Origin of the sequence: uncultured Butyricimonas sp. (genome assembly GCF_959596855.1) — a bacterium.
GTDB classification, from domain to species: domain Bacteria; phylum Bacteroidota; class Bacteroidia; order Bacteroidales; family Marinifilaceae; genus Butyricimonas; species Butyricimonas muris.
This window is the reverse complement of the sequence record NZ_CAUFYA010000031.1, coordinates 35,182-56,210: the sequence shown is the minus strand read 5'-3', so window position 1 is coordinate 56,210 and position 21,029 is coordinate 35,182. Positions and strand designations below refer to the sequence as shown.

The window sequence follows — 21,029 nt, the reverse complement described above, 5'->3', positions numbered from 1 at the left end:
CGATGAAGAAATTATTATATGCACTCGTGTTATTGGGATGTAGCTTTTTGTATGCTTGTAATGACGTGACTGTCGGGTATTTGGATTGTGCTAATGCCGGATATTCGAAAGATTCCTTGGAGATTGTGCGTTTTTCTAATCTAGCCACGGAGATGGAAGGTTTGAAAACGACATTGGATGCCTTGTATTCCAACGAGGAGTTGGCAGGGCTGTTTGACCAAATGGAGTCGTTGGATGTCGAATTGAAGGAGCTGGAAGCTAAGATGGAAGAGATGTATGAGCAAGCGTATGCGCTCATGGAGGAGATGGACATAGAGAATGGGGCGATGAATCCGGACTTCGATAAAATAGCAGAATTGCAGGCGAAAGCTGATGAAATGAATAATATCATGGAGAATGAATACCTCCCTCTGCAAATAGAATTGGAAGATGAAATCTATGCATTGATGGATCAAATCATTGAAACATGCACGGATATGGGGCAAGATGATCCTTTCATGCTGGAAGAACTGATCACGGAACGGCAAAACCAGATTGATAAAAATACCCCGTGGACAACCTCGACGATTGGTCAGATTCTGGGGACAGAGCCTATGCGCTACTACTTGGAAAGCGTTCGTAGTGACCGGGGAGAGGAAGCTGCGAAGGATTTTGCCTCTTACGTGCAAGTTGTCGGTGGCGGTCGGATTTACGTGGATATGCAGGTTGATTCTCCAGCAGGTAATTATTGGGTATCCTTGAGGGTGGAGAATGAAGGGCATTCGGCTGTCTTGCGGGATGTGTTTAAGTTTATATTAAAAGATTAGATTCAAAAGAAGGAAATATTATGAGAAGGATTAAATACGTGTTGGTGTTCCTGTTGATGGGGATGGTTGGAAATCTATCCGCTCAAATTACTTTTTTTCAAGGTACTTTCGAGGAGGCTTTGAAAAAAGCGAAGGCAGAGAAAAAGGATGTTTTCGTCGATTTTTACACGGAGTGGTGCGGACCTTGCAAGGTGATGTCGCAAAAAGTGTTTACTGTTCCGGAGGTGGGTGACTATTTTAACACGCATTTCGTGAGTTGCAAGTTGAACGCGGAAGCTCCCGAGCAGGCTGAACTGGTGAAAAAATACGGGGTGGAGGCTTTTCCCACGATGATATTCGTGAACGTGAAAGGAGAGGTGTTGCGCGTGGTGCGGGGGGCGAAAGCCCCTGCCGCGTTGCTCAATGAAGCGAAGATGGTGACGGGTGATATGCTGACTTTCGAGAAGTTGTACGAGAAATCGAAGAAGGAAAAGAAGAATACCGACCTGCAACAGGAGTTGTTGTTTCGGGCTCCAGAGTTTATCGCTACCCAAACCGGGTATAACCGGGATAAATGGATGGTGCGTATCGAGGCTCTTTTCCCGGAGTACGTGAAGAACAAGAAGTTGGAGAATATGATTAACGCCGAGGATTTGTATATCATCAGCATGTATCACAATGAAATCAAGGATAATGATGAGATTTTCGATTTTCTGGTGAAGAATTACCAGCAATTCGGAAAGATTGTGGGGAAAGAGAAGATTCAGGATTTCATCTTGGGCGTTTATAATAATTATATCATCTCTTTTTGTAAAAACGGAAAACAGGATTACAAGAAACATTTGGAGCGAGTAAAAGGAGATTTGCAGTCGGTATATAGTGATATTTCATTCGGTTCGCTTTCCGCTTTTGAGGCGATATCTTTGTTATCGGACGGGTATTACAGTCTTTTCCGTAAGGATATAAACACGTTTTTCGAGAAGATGAATCAATACTTTTCCGGCGCAGAGAAGGCTTTGACGGTAAACGATTATACCCAACCGATTGAAGATTTGTACACCGTGTACCGGGGTAATTTGCCGGAGGGTGCGAACGAGAAAGTGATAGTGTGGTTGGACAAGGCTTTGCAATACGAGATGGCGGCACAGTTGCGTACTCGTTTGTTGTATATGCTGGGAGATTGTTTCAATGCCACGGGTAATCCGGAAAAAGCAAAACAAAGTTTGAATCAAGCTTTTGTCGTTAGTTCCGGAATCGAAGAGGTGGAGTTGATGAAGCAGTTGCAGAACATGATACAAGAGAAGTTGAGGGAGTTATGAGAAGTTTGTTACTATTGTTTTTTGTTTTTTTATCCTTCGGGCAATCGATTTTAGCGCAAGAGGAATCGGTGAATTTCCGGCAGGGGCGATTGGAAAACGGGCTGACGTATTACATTCGCCGTACGACAAGTTCGCCGGGACGTGCCGATTTTTATCTCGTGCAGAACGTGGGAGCGTTGATGGAGGAGGAGCAGCAGAATGGTTTGGCTCATGTGCTCGAGCACATGGCCTTCCATGCCACGGATAATTTCCCGGATGGGGTTCCGGCTTTTTTGAAACGGCACAAGATAAGTAATTTTAATGCTTACACGGGACACGACGAAACGGTGTATAACGTGAATAATGTTCCTACTGCTTCGAAGTTGTTGGTTGATTCTTGTATTTTGGTATTGAGGGATTGGTCCGGTTTTCTTAAATTGTATCCCGAGGAGATGGAAATCGAGAGGCAGGTGATACAGGAGGAACGGCGTGCGGGAATGGATTTGTCCGCTCGATTGCAGAAGCAGGCGAACTTTTTCATCTACAACGGGAGCAAGTACGCCACGCATGACGTGATTGGTTCCGTGGAAGTGTTGCAGAGTTTCACGGCGGAACAAGTGAGGGATTATTACAAGGATTTCTATCGTCCGGACCAACAAGCCGTGATTATTCTCGGGGATATAGACGTGGATGCGGTGGAAGCGGAGGTGAAACGCTTGTTCGCTCTCATTCCCCGGCGGGAGAATCCGAAACCTCGCCTCGTGTACGATATTCCGGATAGTCCGCAACCTCAATATTATAAGTTGATAGACAAGGATGTGCCGACGAACGGGATGGTGCTTATGAAGCGTTTCCGGAAGAATCCGGTGCGTTCGTTACGGGATATGTTGCGGGAAGATTTGATGCGGGAGTTTTACAACAAGATGATGCGCGACCATTTGGCGGAGTGTATGGAAAATTCCGATGTGGCGTTTCTTAACGCGAGTATCGGTATCTTCGATATCGTTCGGGGTTACGAGGGATTGAATGTCGTGGTGTCGTCTTTGCCCGGGCAGGAAATCGAGGCGTTGGAACAGTTGATGGAACAGATGGTGCGGGTTCATCAGACGGTGATAACCGATGAAAAGTTACACGGCATGGCGTCCGGTTATCTCAAGCGCTTGGAGCAGTTTAAGTTGCAAAAAGAGCGATTCCCGAATAGTATGTACTTGCAAATGTACCAGAATAATTTCTTGTTGGGGTACCCGATTAGCGAGTTCGAGCAGAATATAGATACGACGGCAGCGATTCTTAACGGTCTGACCGCCGAGGATTTCCGGAAGTGGATTGCTCGCTGGTTTGACGACGACCGGAATTGGATTTATATCATGCAAGGAAATAGCGCGGATTATCCTTTCCCCGCGGAAGAACAGATTTCAACCGTGATGCAGGAGGCTCGCGAGTGGACATTTGAAGCCGGGGAGGGGCAGGAGAAGTTGGCGTGCAACGGTGTTTTGGTCGATTTCGAGATTCCGGCGGGTAAAATTGTCAAGGAGAAAGCGTTGAAGCCGATAGAGGCGGAAGAGTGGACGTTGAGTAACGGGGCGAAGGTCTATTACAAGTACACCGATTACAACAAGGGTATGTTTAATGTTTTGATAGGTAGCCGAGGAGGACGTTCCTTGCTTCCGGCAGAGGATTTGCCGTCAGCCGACGCTATGGTGGCTTTATTCTTGAAGAGCGGTTTGTACAAGTACGGGACTCGAGAGTTGAACGCGCTCGTGCAGGAGCATTCCATCAACATGGATATTTCCTTGGAGGAGAACTCCGAAAGTATCAATTGCACGAGTACGACGCGTGACGCAGATTTCGCTTTCCAATTTTTGCATTTGGTGGTGGAAAAACCTCGTTTCGATAAAGCCGCTTTTGACAAATATGTGCACGTGAATAAGTTGACATTGGCTTACTCTCGTAAAACGACGGACGACACTATCAATGACGTGTTGCGTGAGTTGCGGATGGTGAAGTCGCCTCGGCTTTGGGTGAGGGATACGCGGTATTACGAGGCGATGGATTACGAGAAGATGGTTCGTATTTTCAAGGAGCGTTACCGGAATGCCTCGGACTTTTCTTTCTATATCGTGGGTGATTTGGAACGGGAGGTAGCCCGGGAGCTTGTTACTCGATATATCGCTTCGCTTTCTTCTACTTACCGCAAGGAGAAGCCCGTTAAGTACGAGTACTATAAAAAAGAGAGCGTGGCGAAAGATATTGCCGTGGATATTCCGGAGCAAAAGTACATGGTGGATATGGCTTTCACGAACACGTTGAAGACGAAACCGGCGGATAAGCTTTGCATGATGATTCTTCAGAAGCATTTCGAGTACTTGTTTCAACAGCGTATCCGGGAAGCGGAGGGCGGTTCGTACGGAGTACACGTGCGGACGGATGTTACCGGTCAGCCCGACCCCTCGCAGTTATTTAACGTGCAATTCGAGAGTTCCTTGGAGAAAGGGCCTCGTATGCGGGCTATCGTGCACGAGCAGATTGAGCAGTTCTTGAAAGAGGGAATGTCCGATGAAGACGTGGAGGATTTTATCCTGTTATTGAAAAAAGAACGGGATGCCGCTCCGGATTTTGGAAGTATTCCTTTTTGGACGGAAAATATCCAGTTTTATCAACGCACGGGAAAAAGTTTGGATGCTCCCGAGTTTTTCGAGAAAGTGATTGATAAGATTAAGGCGAAAGACGTGTTGGCTTTTGCCCGTAAGTTTTTTGCTGATGCGCAATGCGTTGATATCGTGGTGAAATCACGATAGCCGTCACGAAGGCAAAAATGGGAGGGCGTGCAAAACACGCCCTCCCATTTTTGCCTTTATTTTATCTTCCAAGAGCCGAAAATGGTTTTCTTGAAGCGGGTCTTGTTTTTCTTTGCTTCTTCCGAGTCGTATTCGATGGCTCTGTCAAAGTATTCTATCGCCAAAGGAATGTTTTGTTCTGTACCTCTTCCGAAGCCATAGGCAACACCGAGGGCGTTGAGTACCATGGCGTCAAGTGGTTCCCACACGTCGTCGAGCATTTCATTCCCTTCAAGTTCGGAAAGGAATTGAAATGCCGTGTCGTCATCTTGAAAAGTCCCAAGACCGTCTTGATAGCAGATGGCAAGTTCGGCGGCAGGCTGCTAGCAATCCTCGGCTTCCATGTTTTGGTACGCTTTGTTGAGCCACGTTACGGCCTTGGCGTAATCCTGTGCAATATTGCCTCTTCCCTCGAAGTAAAAGTTGCCAACTTGAAATTGTGCGCCCGGGTGCCCGGCCTCGGCGGCAATCATGTAATTCTCGAAAGCTTTGTCCAAGTCTTGTTTTACGCCGTAGCCTGTCGCGTGGCACACTGCTATGTTGTAGGACGATTGGATATCACCACGTTCCACTTTATTTAGATGGCGCAAAAATACTCGATTATCTCTAAAAGTAGCCTTTGTACGGGTGTAGATGCACTCGATTACCACTAAAACGAAGAAAGCACCTACTTTCGTAAGTGCTTTTGATACCCGCTTGGTAGGTATCCGGATTGTTGTCAGTGTGTAGTATTTGTATTTATTTTAGGTAGTTGTTCCGCCAGTTCGTTGATGGAACTGCCGGAAAAGACGATTCGTCCTTCGCTATCAATGATAAAGAAGGTTGGAATACCAATGAGATTATATTGTTCCGCGAACGCTTTGGTTTGTTCGGGCAAGCTGCGGAATTGTGCCCACGGCAGGTTTTCTTCTTTCAAGGCTTTTTGCCACTCTGCCTCTTGTTGATCGAGGGACACGCTGATAAAACGGATGGAATCCCCGTGAGTTTTGTACACTTCGCGTAGGTATATCAGGCTTGCTCGGCAGGGAATGCACCATGATGCCCAAAAATCAATCAGCGTGTATCCATCTCGGTTTAATTGGGCGAGCAGCGATACGCTCTTTCCTTTATCATCGACCACTTCGCCTTCTTGTAATGGTGAGCCTTGAACCAGCCGGGAGGCGTCACGGAGATAATGGCGAAACTCCCTCAATGCGGCACAAGTGTCTTGACAGGAAGCAAAGAGTTCTTCCAGTTCGTCGAGATAAGCCTGATTGTAGGTGAAAGCGGGTTTCTTCAATGTTCCGACAATGTAGAGGTTCGTTGCCAGATTATCGTTGTTGCGGATAAATGCCCGGCTTGCTTTGTCCAGTTCCGATTTCATGGTTTCCAATCGGCTGTTATAGTCCGGGGTTTGCTTCTCCTGCTTGCGGAGTTCCTGTATACCGTAACGCAACGGAAAGGTTTGTTGTTGGTAGCGGTAGTATGCTTCTTGAGCGCTGGAACCTTCCACTCGGTAGTTCTTTTCTTTCCGGATGTCGTAAAGCCAGTACGCTTGTGGTAGGCTGTCGATATGTGGCGTGGTAAAGGTGAGTTTGCCGTTTTCGACAAAGAAATTAAGCTCGTAACAATATGCCGATTCTTGATTTTGCTTCGAGCGTAGGATATAATCCGTGTTACTCACGCTAAATTTACACATGGAGGGAGCGTCCAGTTGCCCGCGCAACTCGAATTTCCCGTCAATGACGTAAGCGCTGGCTAAATCTTTGTCCCATCGGGTGATGGTTCGTAGGGTAACTTTCGTGCTGTCTATGGCACCGGGAACCGTACCCCGTAGGATAAAGTGGTCGGCAGGCTGCCGTGTACAAGCGGCAGCACTGAGCAGTAATATAAAACAGAGTTTTTTCATTGTTCTCTTATTTTTTTGTTTTAATCTTTGGAATATCTTATTTTTCCAAATATTCTTCAACAGTTACTCGTAATGCGTTGGCATCGTTACCGCTGAAAACGATTTTGCCATCGGGTGCGATGAGCATCAGGCGCGGAATGCCGCTGATATTGTAGGCACGTTGGGCAGCGGTAACTTGGTCACGATTGCCTGTCCATAATTGAGTCCAAGGCATGGCTTCCTCTTTCATTGCCGTTTCCCAGTCTGTTTTCTTTTGGTCGAACGATACGCTGATTACGGTCAGGCGGTCTTTTGGGGAGTGTTCATAAATTTGCTCCACTTTGGGGATGGCCCAGCGGCAGGGACCACACCACGATGCCCAGAAGTCTACCAACGTGTAGTGGTCGGGAAGTATATACTGTGATAGTTTCACGGTTTCGCCTGTCGGATTGGTCAGTTCAATGTCCTTGTATGATGCTCCTTTGTATAATATGCTTGCAATTTCTGCCATCTTTAATACTCGGGGACGACGCACTGAATCTTCGATCTGTTTGGCAATGCGTGTCAGTTCTTTTATCTCTTCGGGAGTGCGCGTAAAAGTGGTGTTCAACAAGCCTTCCGCGATGAAAAGCGATACCGGTGATTGTGGATGTTGGCGGATAAATTCCATTTTAGCAGCATCAATAGCTGCTTCCGCTGCCAGCTTCTTAGGATATAGTTCGTCAAATCGGTTGTTGAATTCCTCCGTTGTGTATTGGTTTTCTTGCATATTCAGCGTGGCTGAAGCGATATTCACTTCCGAGGCAGCCAACAGCAAAGGCATTAAAGCATCACGATATTCATAATATTCTCGCTGTAGTGGACCTCCTTCTACACGAGCTTTCGATTCGGCAGTTTCAGCCACGAAGGGGTGGATGAATTGCAGACTGTCGAAATGGGCTGTGTTTACCGTCAGTTCGGAATTGTCTAGAAACATGTAAATATTAACCATTTTGCCCATGTGGGGGGAAGAGGTGTTAGAGCTGATCAATAAATTGCAGTATTGCGGTGAAGCAGTTACGCCCTGCAATTCAAATTTGCCGTCTTGAATGGTATCTGTTGCCAATATCGCTTCACCTTCCATGGAGCGAAGCGTGACCAGCATCCCGTCTTGTAACCCGGGAAAATTGCCCCGTATCACGAATCCCTCGGGGCGGGAAGTACAGGCACCACACAATAGCAGTGCCGCGATAAAAAAGAAAATTCTGTTCATAGAAATTATTTAGAAGTTTATATTATTTCTCTGCATCTCGGCAACAACGTATGCGCATCATTCTTTCCAGTGTCACCGTTCCTCGGTAGACAGTCGTGTAATGGGCACATATTTTCCGGAACCAGACCGTTGTGGTTTGTAAACCGTTGTTCTCCACCTCTGAAGCCGACCAAAAATACCCGTACTCGCCGACAAAACACAAGAACGGGGAACGTCCCCAAGCTTCAGCATCTGCAACCTCGCCTCCTAATTGGAGTGCCATGCCTGTTCCTTCTGACCCTTGGCGAAGAAGGGTGGCTTCCTGATTTCCCCGCCAGCCTTCCGAATCGGCTTCTCCGGCAGACATGCCCAATGCTGTTTCCAGATTCTTCCAGTCCTCATCGGTGGGCAAACGCCAACCTTCAGGACAAAGCGTGCGGGCTTCCTCCCAAGTATAGAAGTTCCCATATTCCTTGTAATCTGCCGCAAAATCGATATCGAGGAGATGGGACTTAATCTTGACCGGATAGTTAGCCCTAAACAAGTCGTACGTGCATTCGTAATAAGGTGCCTCGGAATAATATTTTAGATTGGAAGTCATCCATTCCAAATTGCCGATTCGAACCCACCCGTAGGTGTTGCCGTCACGTTCGTCTGTGTACTCGCCGGTAGTGGAGGGACTGACTCTCGGCAAATTATCATCGTCACTGCATGAGCAAAATATAGCACTGCAACATACAAATAAAGCTATTATATACTTTCTCATAATCAATTAAATTTAATTCCGGTTGCTTCGAGCAACGGTTTGATGATATCATATTTTTTTCTGGTATATCCATTGATGTCGTTCTCCCCGTATTTTTCAAAGAATTCTTCCTCCGTCAGCAACAAGCAGGCTTTGATATAAGCCACGGCATCTTCTTTCGGGGAGGAGAAATTATTTTCATAAGGATCTTCCAGAAATCCCATCTCCAACGGATTCAAAATCTCCGTGGGAGCCCACCAGTATGACTTGGGGGTGGAATAATTGTTGTAGTTGACCGCGAAGAACTCTCCAGCTTTTCCGTCTGTATACTTGTTGCCCGCTGTTCCCCCGAAAGAGGCAAAAATGATCTCGCAGCAAATATCCTGTGCGTAGGCTTTACGTTCTTCTTGAGTCAATTCCCACAATCCGCTGACATTTAATGCCAAACAACGCAAATTGTTATAGGTCAACGGGGAGCCGACATAATCATAAGTAACGTCCGTGGTATTTCGCTGGTATTCATCAATACCGTTAGCCACTAGCAGGGAATAAGGCATCACGTTTTTAATATACGGTAGTAAATCGTTCTGCAAGAAAGTTGTGACTTGACGCTTTTGTTCTAACGTTTGCAAATAGTCGAACTTAAAGCGGAGATTGCTTGTATTCGTTAGCTGGTATTCCAGGCCCAAGAGTTCTGTTTCATAAAAAGGCTTGCCATTCTCGTCCGTCCCTTTGTATTCGTGTCGGAGCGTATCGTTGAAAAGGAGATGACATCCGGTGGTATTGAAAAACTCCTCTTTGAGTTTTGACTCCTCGTCCGTGGCTCCGGGCGAAATGGCAAAAGAATTGGTCACGGCAAGCGGCTCCAACTCGTCTTCTTGCTGGCAAGCATATAAACTACCAGCCAAAGCAATTATAAAGATTAATATTTCTGATTTCATATCTTTGCGTTTAAGTATCTGTTAATTACCGATAGGTATCGATTTCCCTTTTCGAACCGGACGTTGGTTTGTCTGTAGTGTATTCTGAAAATCTAAAACCTCTTTGGGGAGCATCAGCGTGTAAGCGTCGTCGTTCTCCTCCAAAACGTATTCCACGATTTCAGTCGGGGTCGATATGACAGGAATGAATCCCGATTTCACGTATTTGATATAGCGGTGTGTAATCTTTTTGGAATATGGGAATTTGTCACATACCGTGTAACGACGTAAATCGAACCAACGATGACCTTCAAAGCATAGCTCGCACTGGCGTTCGCGACGGATGAGGTCTACCAGTTCCTTGCCGCTTGCTGTCACTTCACGACTTTCTTTCAAGCGATGATTCAACAGAGTTTTGAGCATCGTGCGGGCTGTTGTTTCGTCACCCGAGTAAGCTGCCGCTTCAGCCGCATTCAAATAGGCTTCCGCTGTCCGGAACATGAAGTGGTCGGAAGCTTCCTTGTAACCGAATACCCAACCTTGTACTTTGGATAGTACCCATGCATCCGTGTAGACGTAATTAGTCGACATACCTCCTATTGATTCTTTCATGATATAATATTGTGTGCGCCAATCATTATCGCCTTCGGTAAAAGCCGATAGCAAATCTTGGGAAACGACGTAAGCCGGGAACTTCTCCTCTCCTTCTCTTGAACAATACATGCAACCGGCCAACGGGTAGCCTCCCATGGAGAAGATAGTTTCGGGCGAGGCTTTGGTTAATATTTCTGTGTCCGGGGTATGTGTATTCAAGTCCAATAATCCGTTCCGCTTGTCCAATACCATGTTAGCGTATTCCAAGGCTTTTTCCCAATTTTGCATGTAAAGATACACTCTGCTTTTTAATAAATACACGGCAATGATATCTGCCCGGTAAGGATAGTTTTTCACCTCGTTATCTTTTAGATAAGTTTCGGCTTCGTCTAAATCGGTAAGTACTTGGATGTACACTTCCTCTACCGTGTTGACGGTATACTCTTTGTCTTCCACGTACTCCGTCAATTTAAGCGGTATGGCCGGAGTGCCTAGCGTTTGTGTACAATAAGGCTGTCCGTATAGATTACCTAAGGTGAAATAGTAAAGCGCACGAAGGAAATGAGCTTCTCCCTTGATACGTTTTTTTTGTAGTTCCTCCACTAGATTATTTACGGACAAGTCATTGACGGAAGTCAGTACCATATTGCAAATGTTGATACAAGAATATGCCTGCTTCCAATCTCTGCTTTCCGAAGTACGGGAATTGCCCTCGTAAGGTAGACCAACGCTTTGCTGCCACGTGTACCAACCGAACATTTGGGGTTGTATTCCTGCAAGATCGCCTAAATTGCTTCGTTCGTTAAAAGCCAATTCATCTGCCATGTGATGGGTAGCTTGGAAAAAAGCATTCACGGGTGATACTCCATACTCATTATTCTCGAATCTGCCTGATGGCATATAACCTTTTCCCAATAGCACTTCATCCAGATCGGAAAAAGTTTCCACTTTAGCAAGGTCCTGCGAGTGTTCTTCCAAAAAATGGGAACATCCGCAAAATAAACCCGCCATGCAACATAGAACAAGTATTTTTTTCATGTAATCGATGTTTTAAAATGAAACGGTTAATCCTAAAGTATATGTAGGTCGATCGCTCAACTGGATGCTGGCAAAACCTCCTTGTGTCGGGGCTTGTCCCTTCAACTCTTTGGCCGAAATAGTGAACAGGTTAGTGGCTGAAAATGATACATCCAATTGTGACAGACGCAGTTTTTTCAGTATCGTTTCGGTGAACTGGTAGGTTAAACTCAAGTTGGAACATTTCAAATAATTACCGCTTACCACACGGTGGTCACCGTAATCATACATTTCCCATGCGGAAATTGCTAAAGGTTGAATATCTTGATATTTATCGCTCCAGTGTCTTTCATATAGCGTATAATTGTCATCGCCTTTTCCTATAATCGCCGGGATATTCGTGTGGCGCTCGTCGCCCGGTTTGCGCCAGCGGTTCAAGAAATATTTGCTGACGTTATTTTCGGGGCGGATATTTTGGGCATCCATTACCGCATCGCTAGCAGCATTGTAAATGGCAAACAGACGAATTTTATTTCCCATGCTGTACGCGAAGTTTCCGCTCAGACGGATATTTTTCCAACGTAGTGTCGTGTTCAAATTCCCTGATATTGTCGGTTCGCGTCGTCCGGAAGGCTTTAAAACGCGTGTGTACGTGTCATATTTATTCAGACCGCGCAATACTTCGGGATTGTCGGCATAATCATCGAACATCGGTCCGCCGTTTACAGGACTCAGCCCGATGAATTTATAGGAGTAAAAAGTACCGATAGGTTGACCTTTCACGAGAGCCGAACCATTAAGGAAGTTCGAGAGTTCATACTGATCGACATCCGCTTTACTCTTCATTTTATTAAAAGACTTGGAAATTGAAGTCGATACGGACCAGAACCAATCTTGGGATTGCAATGGCATGAATGTCAGCGAAACATTGTACCCGTGATTGTCAATGTCACCTTGATTTACTTGGTAAACGTCATTGGGCACCCCGTTCATTGTCGCGATAGCTTTATCCATAAAAGCATCCTCGGTGTGTTTCCACCAGTATTCAGTTTCTATCATTACTTTTCTCTGGAACAACCCGAGCTCTATTCCTAAATTATAGGAAGTGGTGGTTTCCCATTTCAAATTTGGATTAGGATAGCGTGAAACTGAAGCCACGTTCTCCCCGAAATGGGAATCGAGTGGCTCTTTGGAAATAATCATTACCGGACTTTGGTCACTGAGCATATTACCTTGGTACCCAAACGACGCTTTCAAGCGGAGAAAATCCAACCAGTTTGCTTCTTTTAGCCCCCATAATTCCGAAATGTTCCAGTTGGCAGAAGCGGACCAGATGGGCAATAATTTGTTATTGCTTTGATCACCGAATGCGTTGGAACCATCAATTCGGGCATTGGTATTCACGGTAAAATAATTGTAGTAGCTATATGATATGGAAGCATAGCTTGATACAGTATTGCTTTTACTATCAGTCAACCGAGCAGGATTTTGAAATACCCATCGGGCGTAATCGGGAAATTTCTCGTGGTCAATGTTATTCACGAAACTCATCCCCCGGTCTTTGTAATAACCGCGCTCGGTACGCACGTAGCCGCGGGTGCGGGTTGAACTCATTTCAAAACCAATGGAGCCGTTGAGGTTATGCTGGTTTGATTTACCGAAAAAGTAGTTCCCATCTAACTGTAAACGCACCGTATAAGACTGATTTCCCGATTGATCGTGTGTTAGTTCTCCACCATAGGGCAATAGACTTGTTCCCCCGATATAGGTAGGGTTGCCCAAGTAATCCGGTTCTCCTTCGGTTCTTGGTGCCGGCAATACACCGTATTCTGTGCCCCGTAACATTGCGGCATAGCTGGTCTTCTCACCCCACCAGTTTTCTTGAGTCGTGTTCGACGTCTGGTAGGATGCGACAACGTTAGCTTTTAACCAATCTAGCAAACTGAATTGCAAATTTGTCGTGATGGTTAATCCGGAACCGTGTTGATTGTAGGAACTGTTTTCCAATTCATTGAGAATATTGTATTGGTAATATTCCGGACTCATCGTTCCCCATTTTCTTTTCAAGAAATAGAAATATTCCCCGTTCTCGTCATAGGCGGGTAATGCGCGAGTTGTTTTGTAGGCGTACTCCATGGGTGACAACTCCTGTTGGTAATATTGGCGGGAAGAAATATTCCCGTTCATGTTCAAAGAAGCGTTTAGCCAAGGTGTGAGGTTGGCATTCAGTTTCATCGTGGCAGTATAACGCTCGTTGTTACTGTCCCAAATCACATCATTATCGCGCGTGTAACCGATCGAGGCGTAATAAGTGGCTTCCGGCGACCCTCCGGAAATACTGATCGTGTGTGAATGTGATACGGAATTTTTAGTCAGTAAGTCGAACCAATCCGTGTTGATAACGCTAAGGCGTCCTACTTCTTTTTCGAATTGTTCGTCGGTCAGTTCATGATTGTATAATTGATTCAACAGACCTTCATAACCAACCATGTTTATATCATCCGGGAACGGGTAATGTTGTGCTACCAATTCACGGGAAAACTGGATGCGCTCCTTGGAATTCATCACGTTAATTGCCCGGTCGTTGTAGGAGGGGCGTTGACGAAGAGTTGTTGTCAAGTTGTAATTGACAATAGGTCGTCCGATGCGTCCCTTTTTAGTTGTTACCACGATCACCCCGTTGGCGGCGCGAGTTCCGTAAAGAGCGGTTGCGGCAGCATCTTTCAGTACGTCTATACGCTCGATATCTTGCGGGTTGATTCCGGCGATGGCATTACCGATACGGTTGATATAGTCCGGGTCATTCAAATCCGAAGCCGGCACGTTTACGGGATCCTGCATAATGATTCCGTCGAGTACCCACAGCGGTTCGCGATTGCCGATTAGCGTGGAGGTTCCACGGATACGCAGTTTGGGAACTACGCCTACCTCTCCGGAATTACTCATCAAAATCAAGTCCGGGATACGTCCCTGCAACATCTGATCTATAGAGGAAACGCCCGGGATGTTTAAATCCTCCATTTTAATGGAGGTCACGGAACTGGTGGATTTCCGGCGGTCTACCGTTTGGTAGCCGGTGATTACAACCTCGTCCATTTGGGTGGTTTCCTCTTCCATCGTTATATGTAATTCGGGTTCTCCCTTCCAAATGACTTCCCGCGTTTTCATTCCCACGAAAGAAAATACCAGAGTAGTTTCCCGGGAAGATACTAGAACCAGTTTGAAACGACCGTCTTTGTCGGACGTTACTCCTGTGGTTGTCCCTTTTATAATAATGGTCACTCCCGGCAATGGTAATTTATCTTTATCTCTGACAATTCCTTGGATGATAGTGTTTTTTGTTTTTTGAGGTTTGATGATCACCGTTTGTTCGTTAAAAACAAAGTCGAGTTCCAAATTTTTGAATAGTCGTTTCAGTAAAGTTTCCACTTCTTCGTTCTTTGCTTGAACGTTGAGTTTTTCGATGTGTTTGAAATTCATGTGATTATAGACAAAAAACAAATCTGTCTGTTGCTGTATAGCTTGAAAGAGTTCCATTACCGTACACTCTTTCAAATCTAACGTGACACGTTGTTGTTGGGCTGACGCTCGTGCCGACACACTTAAACCGCTTAACGTCAACAAGACTATTACTAGTAATTTCATGACTTTTCCGGTTTTCTGTAGATAGATTGTTCCGGGCCATCGAATGGTTCGATTTTTTTTCATACTTTTGAATGTTGATTAATACTACAAATACTTGACAAAATGTTAGTTTAAGGTTTTGATCATTCCGGGAGAAAATGGCCGTTTTCTTCCGGATTTTATTTCAATACCCGACGATAATCTTATTTTGTACCATTTTAAAATGCACGTATGAGGTTTGCTCTATTTTTTGGAGAATGGACATAACTGATTCTCCCCGGGGCAAATATCCACTGAACTTTTCCTCTTTTACTCTCGAGTTTTGGTATTCAACCCGAATGTCATACCATAATGACAATTCTTGCATAATTTCTTCTATAGTCGCTTCTTCGAAACAGAAACGTCCATGACGCCATGCGATATATTTTTTGATATTTACTTGTTCTACAGTGGTTTGTCCGGAAAGTAAATCCGTCGTTGCCATTTCTCCCGGGGTTAAAGTATATGGAATGCCTTCCTTGAACGCTACTTGTACTTTTCCTTCCACCAAGGTAGTCCGTATGCTGGTTGGAATTCGGGTATTGACATTAAATTCTGTTCCTAGCACCGTGACAGTCAATTCACCGGTACGCACGATAAAGGGTTTGCTCGCGTTGTGACTTACTTCGAAATAGGCTTCACCGTGTAATTCCACTTCGCGTATGCTTTTTTCGAAATTTGTCGGGTAACTCATGCGCGTATCCGAATTCAACCATACCCGGGTGCCGTCACTCAGTACCAAACGATATTCTGCACCTTTCGGCACTTCTATTTCGTTATACATAGGTTGTTCGACTTGTGGTTCCTCGGGGTTTTTCTCGTAGATAAGGGTTCCTTGGTCTTTAACAAGTTTGGCTCCGTCAATCTTCAACGTATCCGATATAGTTTGAGATGACAAGTTCAATACCTTTCCGGAGGCTGTTGTCAGATGTACAGCATTCCGACTTGGTTCTTGTGCGAAAGGCTCTACAATGGTATGCGGTTTGTTTTCCATGCTTAACCACCAGTAACCGCTTCCTAGAAACAAAAGTAAAACGGCAGCAGCCACTGACAATTTTAGAAATATGCGCTTCTTTTCCTGTCGTTTACGTGCAATTAGTTTTTCACGGAATGCTTGGCGCCAGCGAGTAAATTCTGCGGTGTTGTCGTCCATGTTGTTGGCACATTTGATTTTATCGTACAGCATCCTATGCTTAGGGGAGGCCTCTAACCACTCGTCGAAGAATTGCTTTTCTTGAGGTGTTAATTTCTTATCTAAACTTTTTTCAATAATCCACCAATCTATCATAGTGTATAATTTATATGATTTTACCCTAGTAACACGGTAAATAGTGAATGGTTACAAAAAAAATCATATTTTTTTTGTAATTTCGGTGGAATTTAAAATTTGTGGAAAGGTTATTACTTTGAATTATTCCCGGTTGGATGGCGAAGGTACGGTTGGTGAGAGTATGGGGAAGATGAACATTAATATCCCTATAATGTGTTCGTTACTATTGGTCAATGCTTCTTTTATTTTCTGTACGGCTCTGTGAATTTGGACTTTTGCAACATTTTCACTGATACCAAGGCGTTCGGCAATCTCCGAATACTTTAGATTATAGTAAAACCGGAGTTCACAGATATTCCGATACTTTTCTGGTAATCCGGTAATAATTTTCTTTATATCTTTGATTAATTCTTCATCGTCTAGCCATTCTAATGCTTCCGCTTGCTCGATGGCTTGAAGATAAAGAATCTTATGACGATCCTCCACTCCCCGATCTCGTAAATAATTCAGACAACTATTGCGTATTGTCACGCAAAGATATGCGCCGATATTTACTTCCGAATTAAGTAGAGAAATATTTTCATATAGTTTGATTAAAGCATTCTGAACGATGTCTTTAGCAACTTCTCCATCAAATACAAAATTCCGGGCAAATCCATGTAGCCTGGCAAAATAATGATCGTACAATTCCATGTAAGCACGATTTTCTTTTTGCTGTAAACGATGTATAAAATTCTTTGCCATTTTTTTGAGTATGTTTTCTGTTTGCAAATATATAATCAAAATGGAGCAAAAAACAAATTTTCGTAATAGAATTGAAGAATACCTATGAAAACAGTTTTATTTCCTATATTTACGGTTGAAAAATCAGATTTACAATGGAATCATTGCCTCAAGAGTACGTGTTGTTGAAGAAAATCAATACATATATTGATAAATTGTTAAACGAGTCTGCCGCATCGGAAATCGCTCGATTGAATGATATATATGACTATATTAAAGGTAAAGAGGATTTCGCTAAACATTTTCCGACTCCGGTGGATTTTAGTCGTTTTATGAGAAAAATGCACGATCAGGGTATTTTGAAGCAATTGATTAGAAATTGCACGGTGGATACCACTATTTATCATCATTACCAGTGGCGTTTTTTTCCTAAAGCCAGAGTGATTAAAAAGGAAACCACTTGTGAAGATCGGAATGTGGCGGATTCGCATCCCGGGGCGGGAACATTTTTCAAGAGTGCTAAAAAGTATGAAGCGGCTAATGGAGTACTCGTGCGTTCGACGCAGGAATTGTATATACTGAATCAATTGTTGGCTGTGGATTTTTTTGACGTGTATTATGAGGCGCCTTTGGCTGTCGGAAAACAGAAAAAGTTTCCCGATTTCACGGTACGTAATAAAATCACGGGAACGATATTTCGGTGGGAGCATTTCGGTATCAATGATGAATCGGATTACGGGGAGGCGATGGCAGATAAGCTATCGTGGTATAGGGATATCGGATTTCGGAGTATCGAGGAGGGGGGAAGATTGGTGGTGACGATTTATCAAGACGACGATCAATTGGTGGCAGCTGTCACACGTTTAATCGAGAAGATGAAAGGGAATTGATCTTATTTTTCTCAAAAAATGAAGCGTGGTTGACATTTTGGTTGACAAAAACTATTCAAGTCTCATGAAAACCGTTTAAAAGTAAAAAGCACTTACCTTCGTAAGTGCTTTAAAATGAGAGCGGAAAACGGGACTCAAACCCTAAATATAATATATTAATATAGAGGTGCTTGAATGTAACTCATGGTATACTTACACCTCAGGTTATACCTGTGCTTGGTTAAACAATATTTTTCTTACAAATCATATTCTCTTTATTCTTCCCATCATAATGGAAATGTAGAGGCTGAATAAGTATCATGTTACTGTGCTCATAATTCAATCATTAATTTCTAGTTTATTAAAGTCAATAATCCATTTGTGCTTTTTGAGAAAGTTTGTTCCTAGTACCCCAGAAAACATCTTCTCTTTGGATGTGCAATAGGAGCATAGGCTTTGGTCAATGTAAAATAGTTCAGAATAAGTCTTTCCATTATATTCAAATTTGAGTATAGTAGATTCACATCCCATTATAACCCCATTTTTACATCTAACCTTCTTGATGCCTTCTCTCTTCTGGAACACCTCTCTAAACAAGTACAAAGGGGCTTTTATGGGGTATTCTGGAGTGGGGAAGTTTAAGTTCAACCACTCATGAGATTTAATCTTTTCCTGTGAAGCTGGATATTCCTCATGAAAGAAGTCAACAAAGCAAGGAGCAAGTAGATTGTACTTACAACTAGTATCCACCAAGAAAGTGAAGCCTACACCCTTGACTTGAATTAATATCATAGGTTGATCCTTAAATTTTTCCATTGCTTTTTACTTCAAGTATTTCAATATTTACAACTATTCATTTTGAATCGGAAATGATATACTTTATGTGTCTATATAATTGCTTATAGATAATATATGCTATTAAAGATATTTTTGAGCCTCTACCTTACCATGTTTAACAGCTTTCTTTAAATCTTTTCTTGCTTCTGCTTTTCTTTGTAGTTTTAATTTTGCTAAGCCTCTATAATAATATGAGTTATCATAGGAGGTTTCTCCATCTGTGATAGAAATGGCTCTGTTCATATCTTGAATACACTTTTCATATTCACCCAAATGATAATGTAGTTCACCTCGTGTATCCCATATAAAGGATACAGCACTGCTAAATTCTAGGGCTTTATTCACAAGTGGTAGTGCCTCAGTATATTTTTGAGCCTTGATTAATCCATAAGCTTTATTATTGTATGACATAGCTAAAATAGTTTTGTTGGAGCATCCTCTATTAATGATGGTATTGTAATCGTTTATAGACATTTGTTCATTACCTATCATATCCCAGCATCTTGCTCTATAAAACATGATTATGCCATTATATTGATTATTCAAGTATAAATCATAGTTTACTATTGCATTCGAGTATTCTTTTCTTTGTGTATGCCATTGAGCTGCTGATGCAAAATATTTGTTAGCTTCTATAAAGTTTTTAATGTGATTTAGGCATACTCCTTTTTGATTTAATAATTTTCCCCAATTGAACAAAGTTCCATTAAAACGGGTATTTAACTCTATACATTTGTCATAATAGAATGATACTAATGTGTAATTAGGCTCATTTGTCCCTAATTCTGTTATTGCTTTGATATAATATTTTTCAAAATCTTTTTCAGCTGCTTTATAAGCTTCTGTTGCTATTTGAAGAGGTTTAGCTCTTTCATCAAAAGTTATAGCCCTAAATTTCGACGTAACTTGTGATTTAGTTTCTGTTGTGGCAAATAGTATTATTAAGATAGAGACTATTTTTAATAATGATTGTGAATTTACTTTTATCATATGCTTAATTATATATTTCTAGTTTATTAAAGTCAATAATCCATTTATTGTTAATCAAGAATTGTATTCCAAGTACCCCGTGTATCTGTATTCCAGTTTCATTTTGAACTTCTCTTATAGCCTTATTTGCCTCTAAAACAGAGAAAGTTGATGTGTAATCCCTCCCTTCAAAATTGAATGTGGCTTCAATGATAGGAGTTTCTTTGTAGTGTCCTTCTATTCCCATGATAGCCTGTGTATTATCCAGTATTTTAAATTCATCCCTAAAGTGTTTATGTACAAAATCAAATAAGATATTATGTGTTGAGCCTGTATCAATCAAGAAACAAAGATTCTTTAGTTTACCTGATGTTAGCACTAAGGGTAATCCGGCTTTTTGTAGTCCTAATATTAGTGGAAATTCCATTTTTCATCTATTTATAATTAGTCATTATTTCATCTTGCATCTAAATCACCCTCATAAGCATCTGCTAAGCCATTATCTACACCTTCTTTACTCCAACCATCATAATAAGCTTGCTCATCTCCATAAGGGTCATCCCAATTATCCACATCATTCATCCTCTCTTCTTCATAATCCCAAAAAGAAGTTCTGTGGGAATGTGTTTTTGGAGTAACTTTTTTAGGAATCACCTTAGCAATAGGCAATGTTGTTTTTCCTATGTCTGACTTTTCCATCAGCAAAGGGAATATCTTACCACTACTATTTACAACAATGGCTATTACAGGCTCTTTAGGAACCCCTGTTACTGCTACAAACCCTATATTACACCCATAGGTGAAAAGTACTTGATTTATATTGGAGAATGCTTTAACGTATAATGTTTCACAATTTGTCAATTGTTTGAATGCTTCCACTGAATAGGTATTGATATAGGTTAATCCATCAAGGATGACCTTATTTGCTAATTTATAAAGGTTTAGCTTCTCTTCTTTATCACCTATAAATGCCTTGATAGAAAAAAGATATTCTTCTTTTATTGCCCATATCTTATCATATTTGAATGGAACAACAATATTACCTAATGTATCTATGATTCCCCATTTATTATTTTCTTCTAAATAATGGTATTCTGTTGCACGGGTAAAACCACAAGTAAACTGAGGGTCACACCAAGAATATCTCCCAAATGGTACAACTTGCTTGTTCATATAATTGATGTAAGCATATTGATATTGAGAGTTTCTAACTAATGCCAAACCACAACTGAATGGCTGAATCTCTTTATATTGAGGTGGTATGACAATTTCACCCACTTGGTTCTTTACTCCAAACAAGTCCTCTTCTTGGAAAATGTGCAAATTATTATCCATCTGATACACTTTTTGTAGCCATAGTACAAAAAGAAGGTGTGAGCCAAACCTCAATTGCAAGTCCAAGGT

18 protein-coding genes and 1 pseudogene are annotated in these 21,029 nt (G+C 42.7%); 4 read left to right on the top strand and 15 right to left on the bottom strand.

Annotated features, from left to right (window positions below; genetic code table 11):
* Nucleotides 1-2: 2 nt before the first annotated feature.
* From Q5866_RS13640 to Q5866_RS13630, 3 genes are read left to right on the top strand one after another with little or no spacing between them, the layout of a single operon-like run.
* Nucleotides 3-806, top strand: a complete 804-nt coding sequence (locus Q5866_RS13640) for a hypothetical protein (protein WP_186976796.1) — start codon at nucleotides 3-5, stop codon at nucleotides 804-806.
* A 20-nt stretch (nucleotides 807-826) separates the two neighbouring features.
* Entirely contained in the window at nucleotides 827-2,104 is a 1,278-nt protein-coding gene (locus Q5866_RS13635; protein ID WP_292268434.1) for a thioredoxin fold domain-containing protein, read from the top strand.
* Nucleotides 2,101-4,881 carry a pitrilysin family protein gene (locus Q5866_RS13630; RefSeq protein ID WP_292268436.1) on the top strand — a complete coding sequence of 927 codons (2,781 nt, stop codon included), beginning with the start codon at nucleotides 2,101-2,103 and terminating at the stop codon, nucleotides 4,879-4,881. Before Q5866_RS13635 ends, Q5866_RS13630 begins: the two co-directional genes overlap by 4 nt.
* A gap of 56 nt (nucleotides 4,882-4,937) precedes the next feature.
* Here the strand turns inward: Q5866_RS13630 and Q5866_RS13625 are convergent, their stop codons facing one another.
* From Q5866_RS13625 to Q5866_RS13580, 11 genes and pseudogenes are all read right to left on the bottom strand, one after another.
* On the bottom strand, nucleotides 4,938-5,141 hold the full coding sequence (locus tag Q5866_RS13625) for an SEL1-like repeat protein (protein WP_292268438.1): 204 nt from the start codon (nucleotides 5,139-5,141) through the stop codon (nucleotides 4,938-4,940).
* A 30-nt stretch (nucleotides 5,142-5,171) separates the two neighbouring features.
* Nucleotides 5,172-5,225: pseudogene (locus Q5866_RS21105) on the bottom strand (hypothetical protein); the annotation flags it as partial.
* Nucleotides 5,226-5,243: 18 nt separating this feature from the next.
* Entirely contained in the window at nucleotides 5,244-5,510 is a 267-nt protein-coding gene (locus Q5866_RS13620) for a tetratricopeptide repeat protein (protein WP_292268440.1), read from the bottom strand.
* Nucleotides 5,511-5,638: 128 nt separating this feature from the next.
* The gene (locus Q5866_RS13615; protein WP_292268442.1) at nucleotides 5,639-6,808 is read right to left on the bottom strand and encodes a TlpA disulfide reductase family protein; all 1,170 of its coding nucleotides are present in this window, start codon (nucleotides 6,806-6,808) and stop codon (nucleotides 5,639-5,641) included.
* A 37-nt stretch (nucleotides 6,809-6,845) separates the two neighbouring features.
* Entirely contained in the window at nucleotides 6,846-8,039 is a 1,194-nt protein-coding gene (locus tag Q5866_RS13610; protein ID WP_292268444.1) for a TlpA disulfide reductase family protein, read from the bottom strand.
* Between the two features lie 22 nt (nucleotides 8,040-8,061).
* Entirely contained in the window at nucleotides 8,062-8,784 is a 723-nt protein-coding gene (locus tag Q5866_RS13605; protein ID WP_303180784.1) for a fibrobacter succinogenes major paralogous domain-containing protein, read from the bottom strand.
* A 2-nt stretch (nucleotides 8,785-8,786) separates the two neighbouring features.
* The gene (locus Q5866_RS13600; RefSeq protein WP_303180782.1) at nucleotides 8,787-9,704 is read right to left on the bottom strand and encodes a hypothetical protein; all 918 of its coding nucleotides are present in this window, start codon (nucleotides 9,702-9,704) and stop codon (nucleotides 8,787-8,789) included.
* Between the two features lie 21 nt (nucleotides 9,705-9,725).
* Entirely contained in the window at nucleotides 9,726-11,315 is a 1,590-nt protein-coding gene (locus Q5866_RS13595) for a RagB/SusD family nutrient uptake outer membrane protein (RefSeq protein ID WP_227216211.1), read from the bottom strand.
* A gap of 12 nt (nucleotides 11,316-11,327) precedes the next feature.
* Nucleotides 11,328-14,939 carry a SusC/RagA family TonB-linked outer membrane protein gene (locus Q5866_RS13590; protein ID WP_303180780.1) on the bottom strand — a complete coding sequence of 1,204 codons (3,612 nt, stop codon included), beginning with the start codon at nucleotides 14,937-14,939 and terminating at the stop codon, nucleotides 11,328-11,330.
* Between the two features lie 163 nt (nucleotides 14,940-15,102).
* A complete protein-coding gene (locus Q5866_RS13585) occupies nucleotides 15,103-16,245 on the bottom strand; it encodes a FecR family protein (protein WP_227216197.1) in 1,143 nt (380 codons plus the stop codon).
* A 123-nt stretch (nucleotides 16,246-16,368) separates the two neighbouring features.
* Nucleotides 16,369-16,971: an RNA polymerase sigma factor gene (locus tag Q5866_RS13580; protein WP_303180778.1), complete on the bottom strand. Its 603-nt coding sequence runs from the start codon at nucleotides 16,969-16,971 to the stop codon at nucleotides 16,369-16,371.
* A 134-nt stretch (nucleotides 16,972-17,105) separates the two neighbouring features.
* Between Q5866_RS13580 and Q5866_RS13575 the strand changes: the two genes are divergently transcribed.
* On the top strand, nucleotides 17,106-17,840 hold the full coding sequence (locus tag Q5866_RS13575) for a hypothetical protein (RefSeq protein WP_292268451.1): 735 nt from the start codon (nucleotides 17,106-17,108) through the stop codon (nucleotides 17,838-17,840).
* Between the two features lie 318 nt (nucleotides 17,841-18,158).
* On the opposite strand, the gene Q5866_RS13570 is transcribed toward Q5866_RS13575, so the two are convergent.
* The 4 genes from Q5866_RS13570 to Q5866_RS13555 all read right to left on the bottom strand — a co-directional run bounded on the left by Q5866_RS13570 (nucleotide 18,159) and on the right by Q5866_RS13555 (nucleotide 20,960).
* The gene (locus Q5866_RS13570) at nucleotides 18,159-18,635 is read right to left on the bottom strand and encodes a hypothetical protein (protein WP_303180775.1); all 477 of its coding nucleotides are present in this window, start codon (nucleotides 18,633-18,635) and stop codon (nucleotides 18,159-18,161) included.
* A gap of 102 nt (nucleotides 18,636-18,737) precedes the next feature.
* Nucleotides 18,738-19,646, bottom strand: a complete 909-nt coding sequence (locus Q5866_RS13565) for a tetratricopeptide repeat protein (RefSeq protein WP_303180774.1) — start codon at nucleotides 19,644-19,646, stop codon at nucleotides 18,738-18,740.
* Between the two features lie 4 nt (nucleotides 19,647-19,650).
* Nucleotides 19,651-20,052 carry a hypothetical protein gene (locus tag Q5866_RS13560; RefSeq protein WP_303180773.1) on the bottom strand — a complete coding sequence of 134 codons (402 nt, stop codon included), beginning with the start codon at nucleotides 20,050-20,052 and terminating at the stop codon, nucleotides 19,651-19,653.
* 29 nt (nucleotides 20,053-20,081) lie between these two features.
* A complete protein-coding gene (locus tag Q5866_RS13555; protein WP_303180771.1) occupies nucleotides 20,082-20,960 on the bottom strand; it encodes a WG repeat-containing protein in 879 nt (292 codons plus the stop codon).
* Nucleotides 20,961-21,029 lie beyond the last annotated feature (69 nt).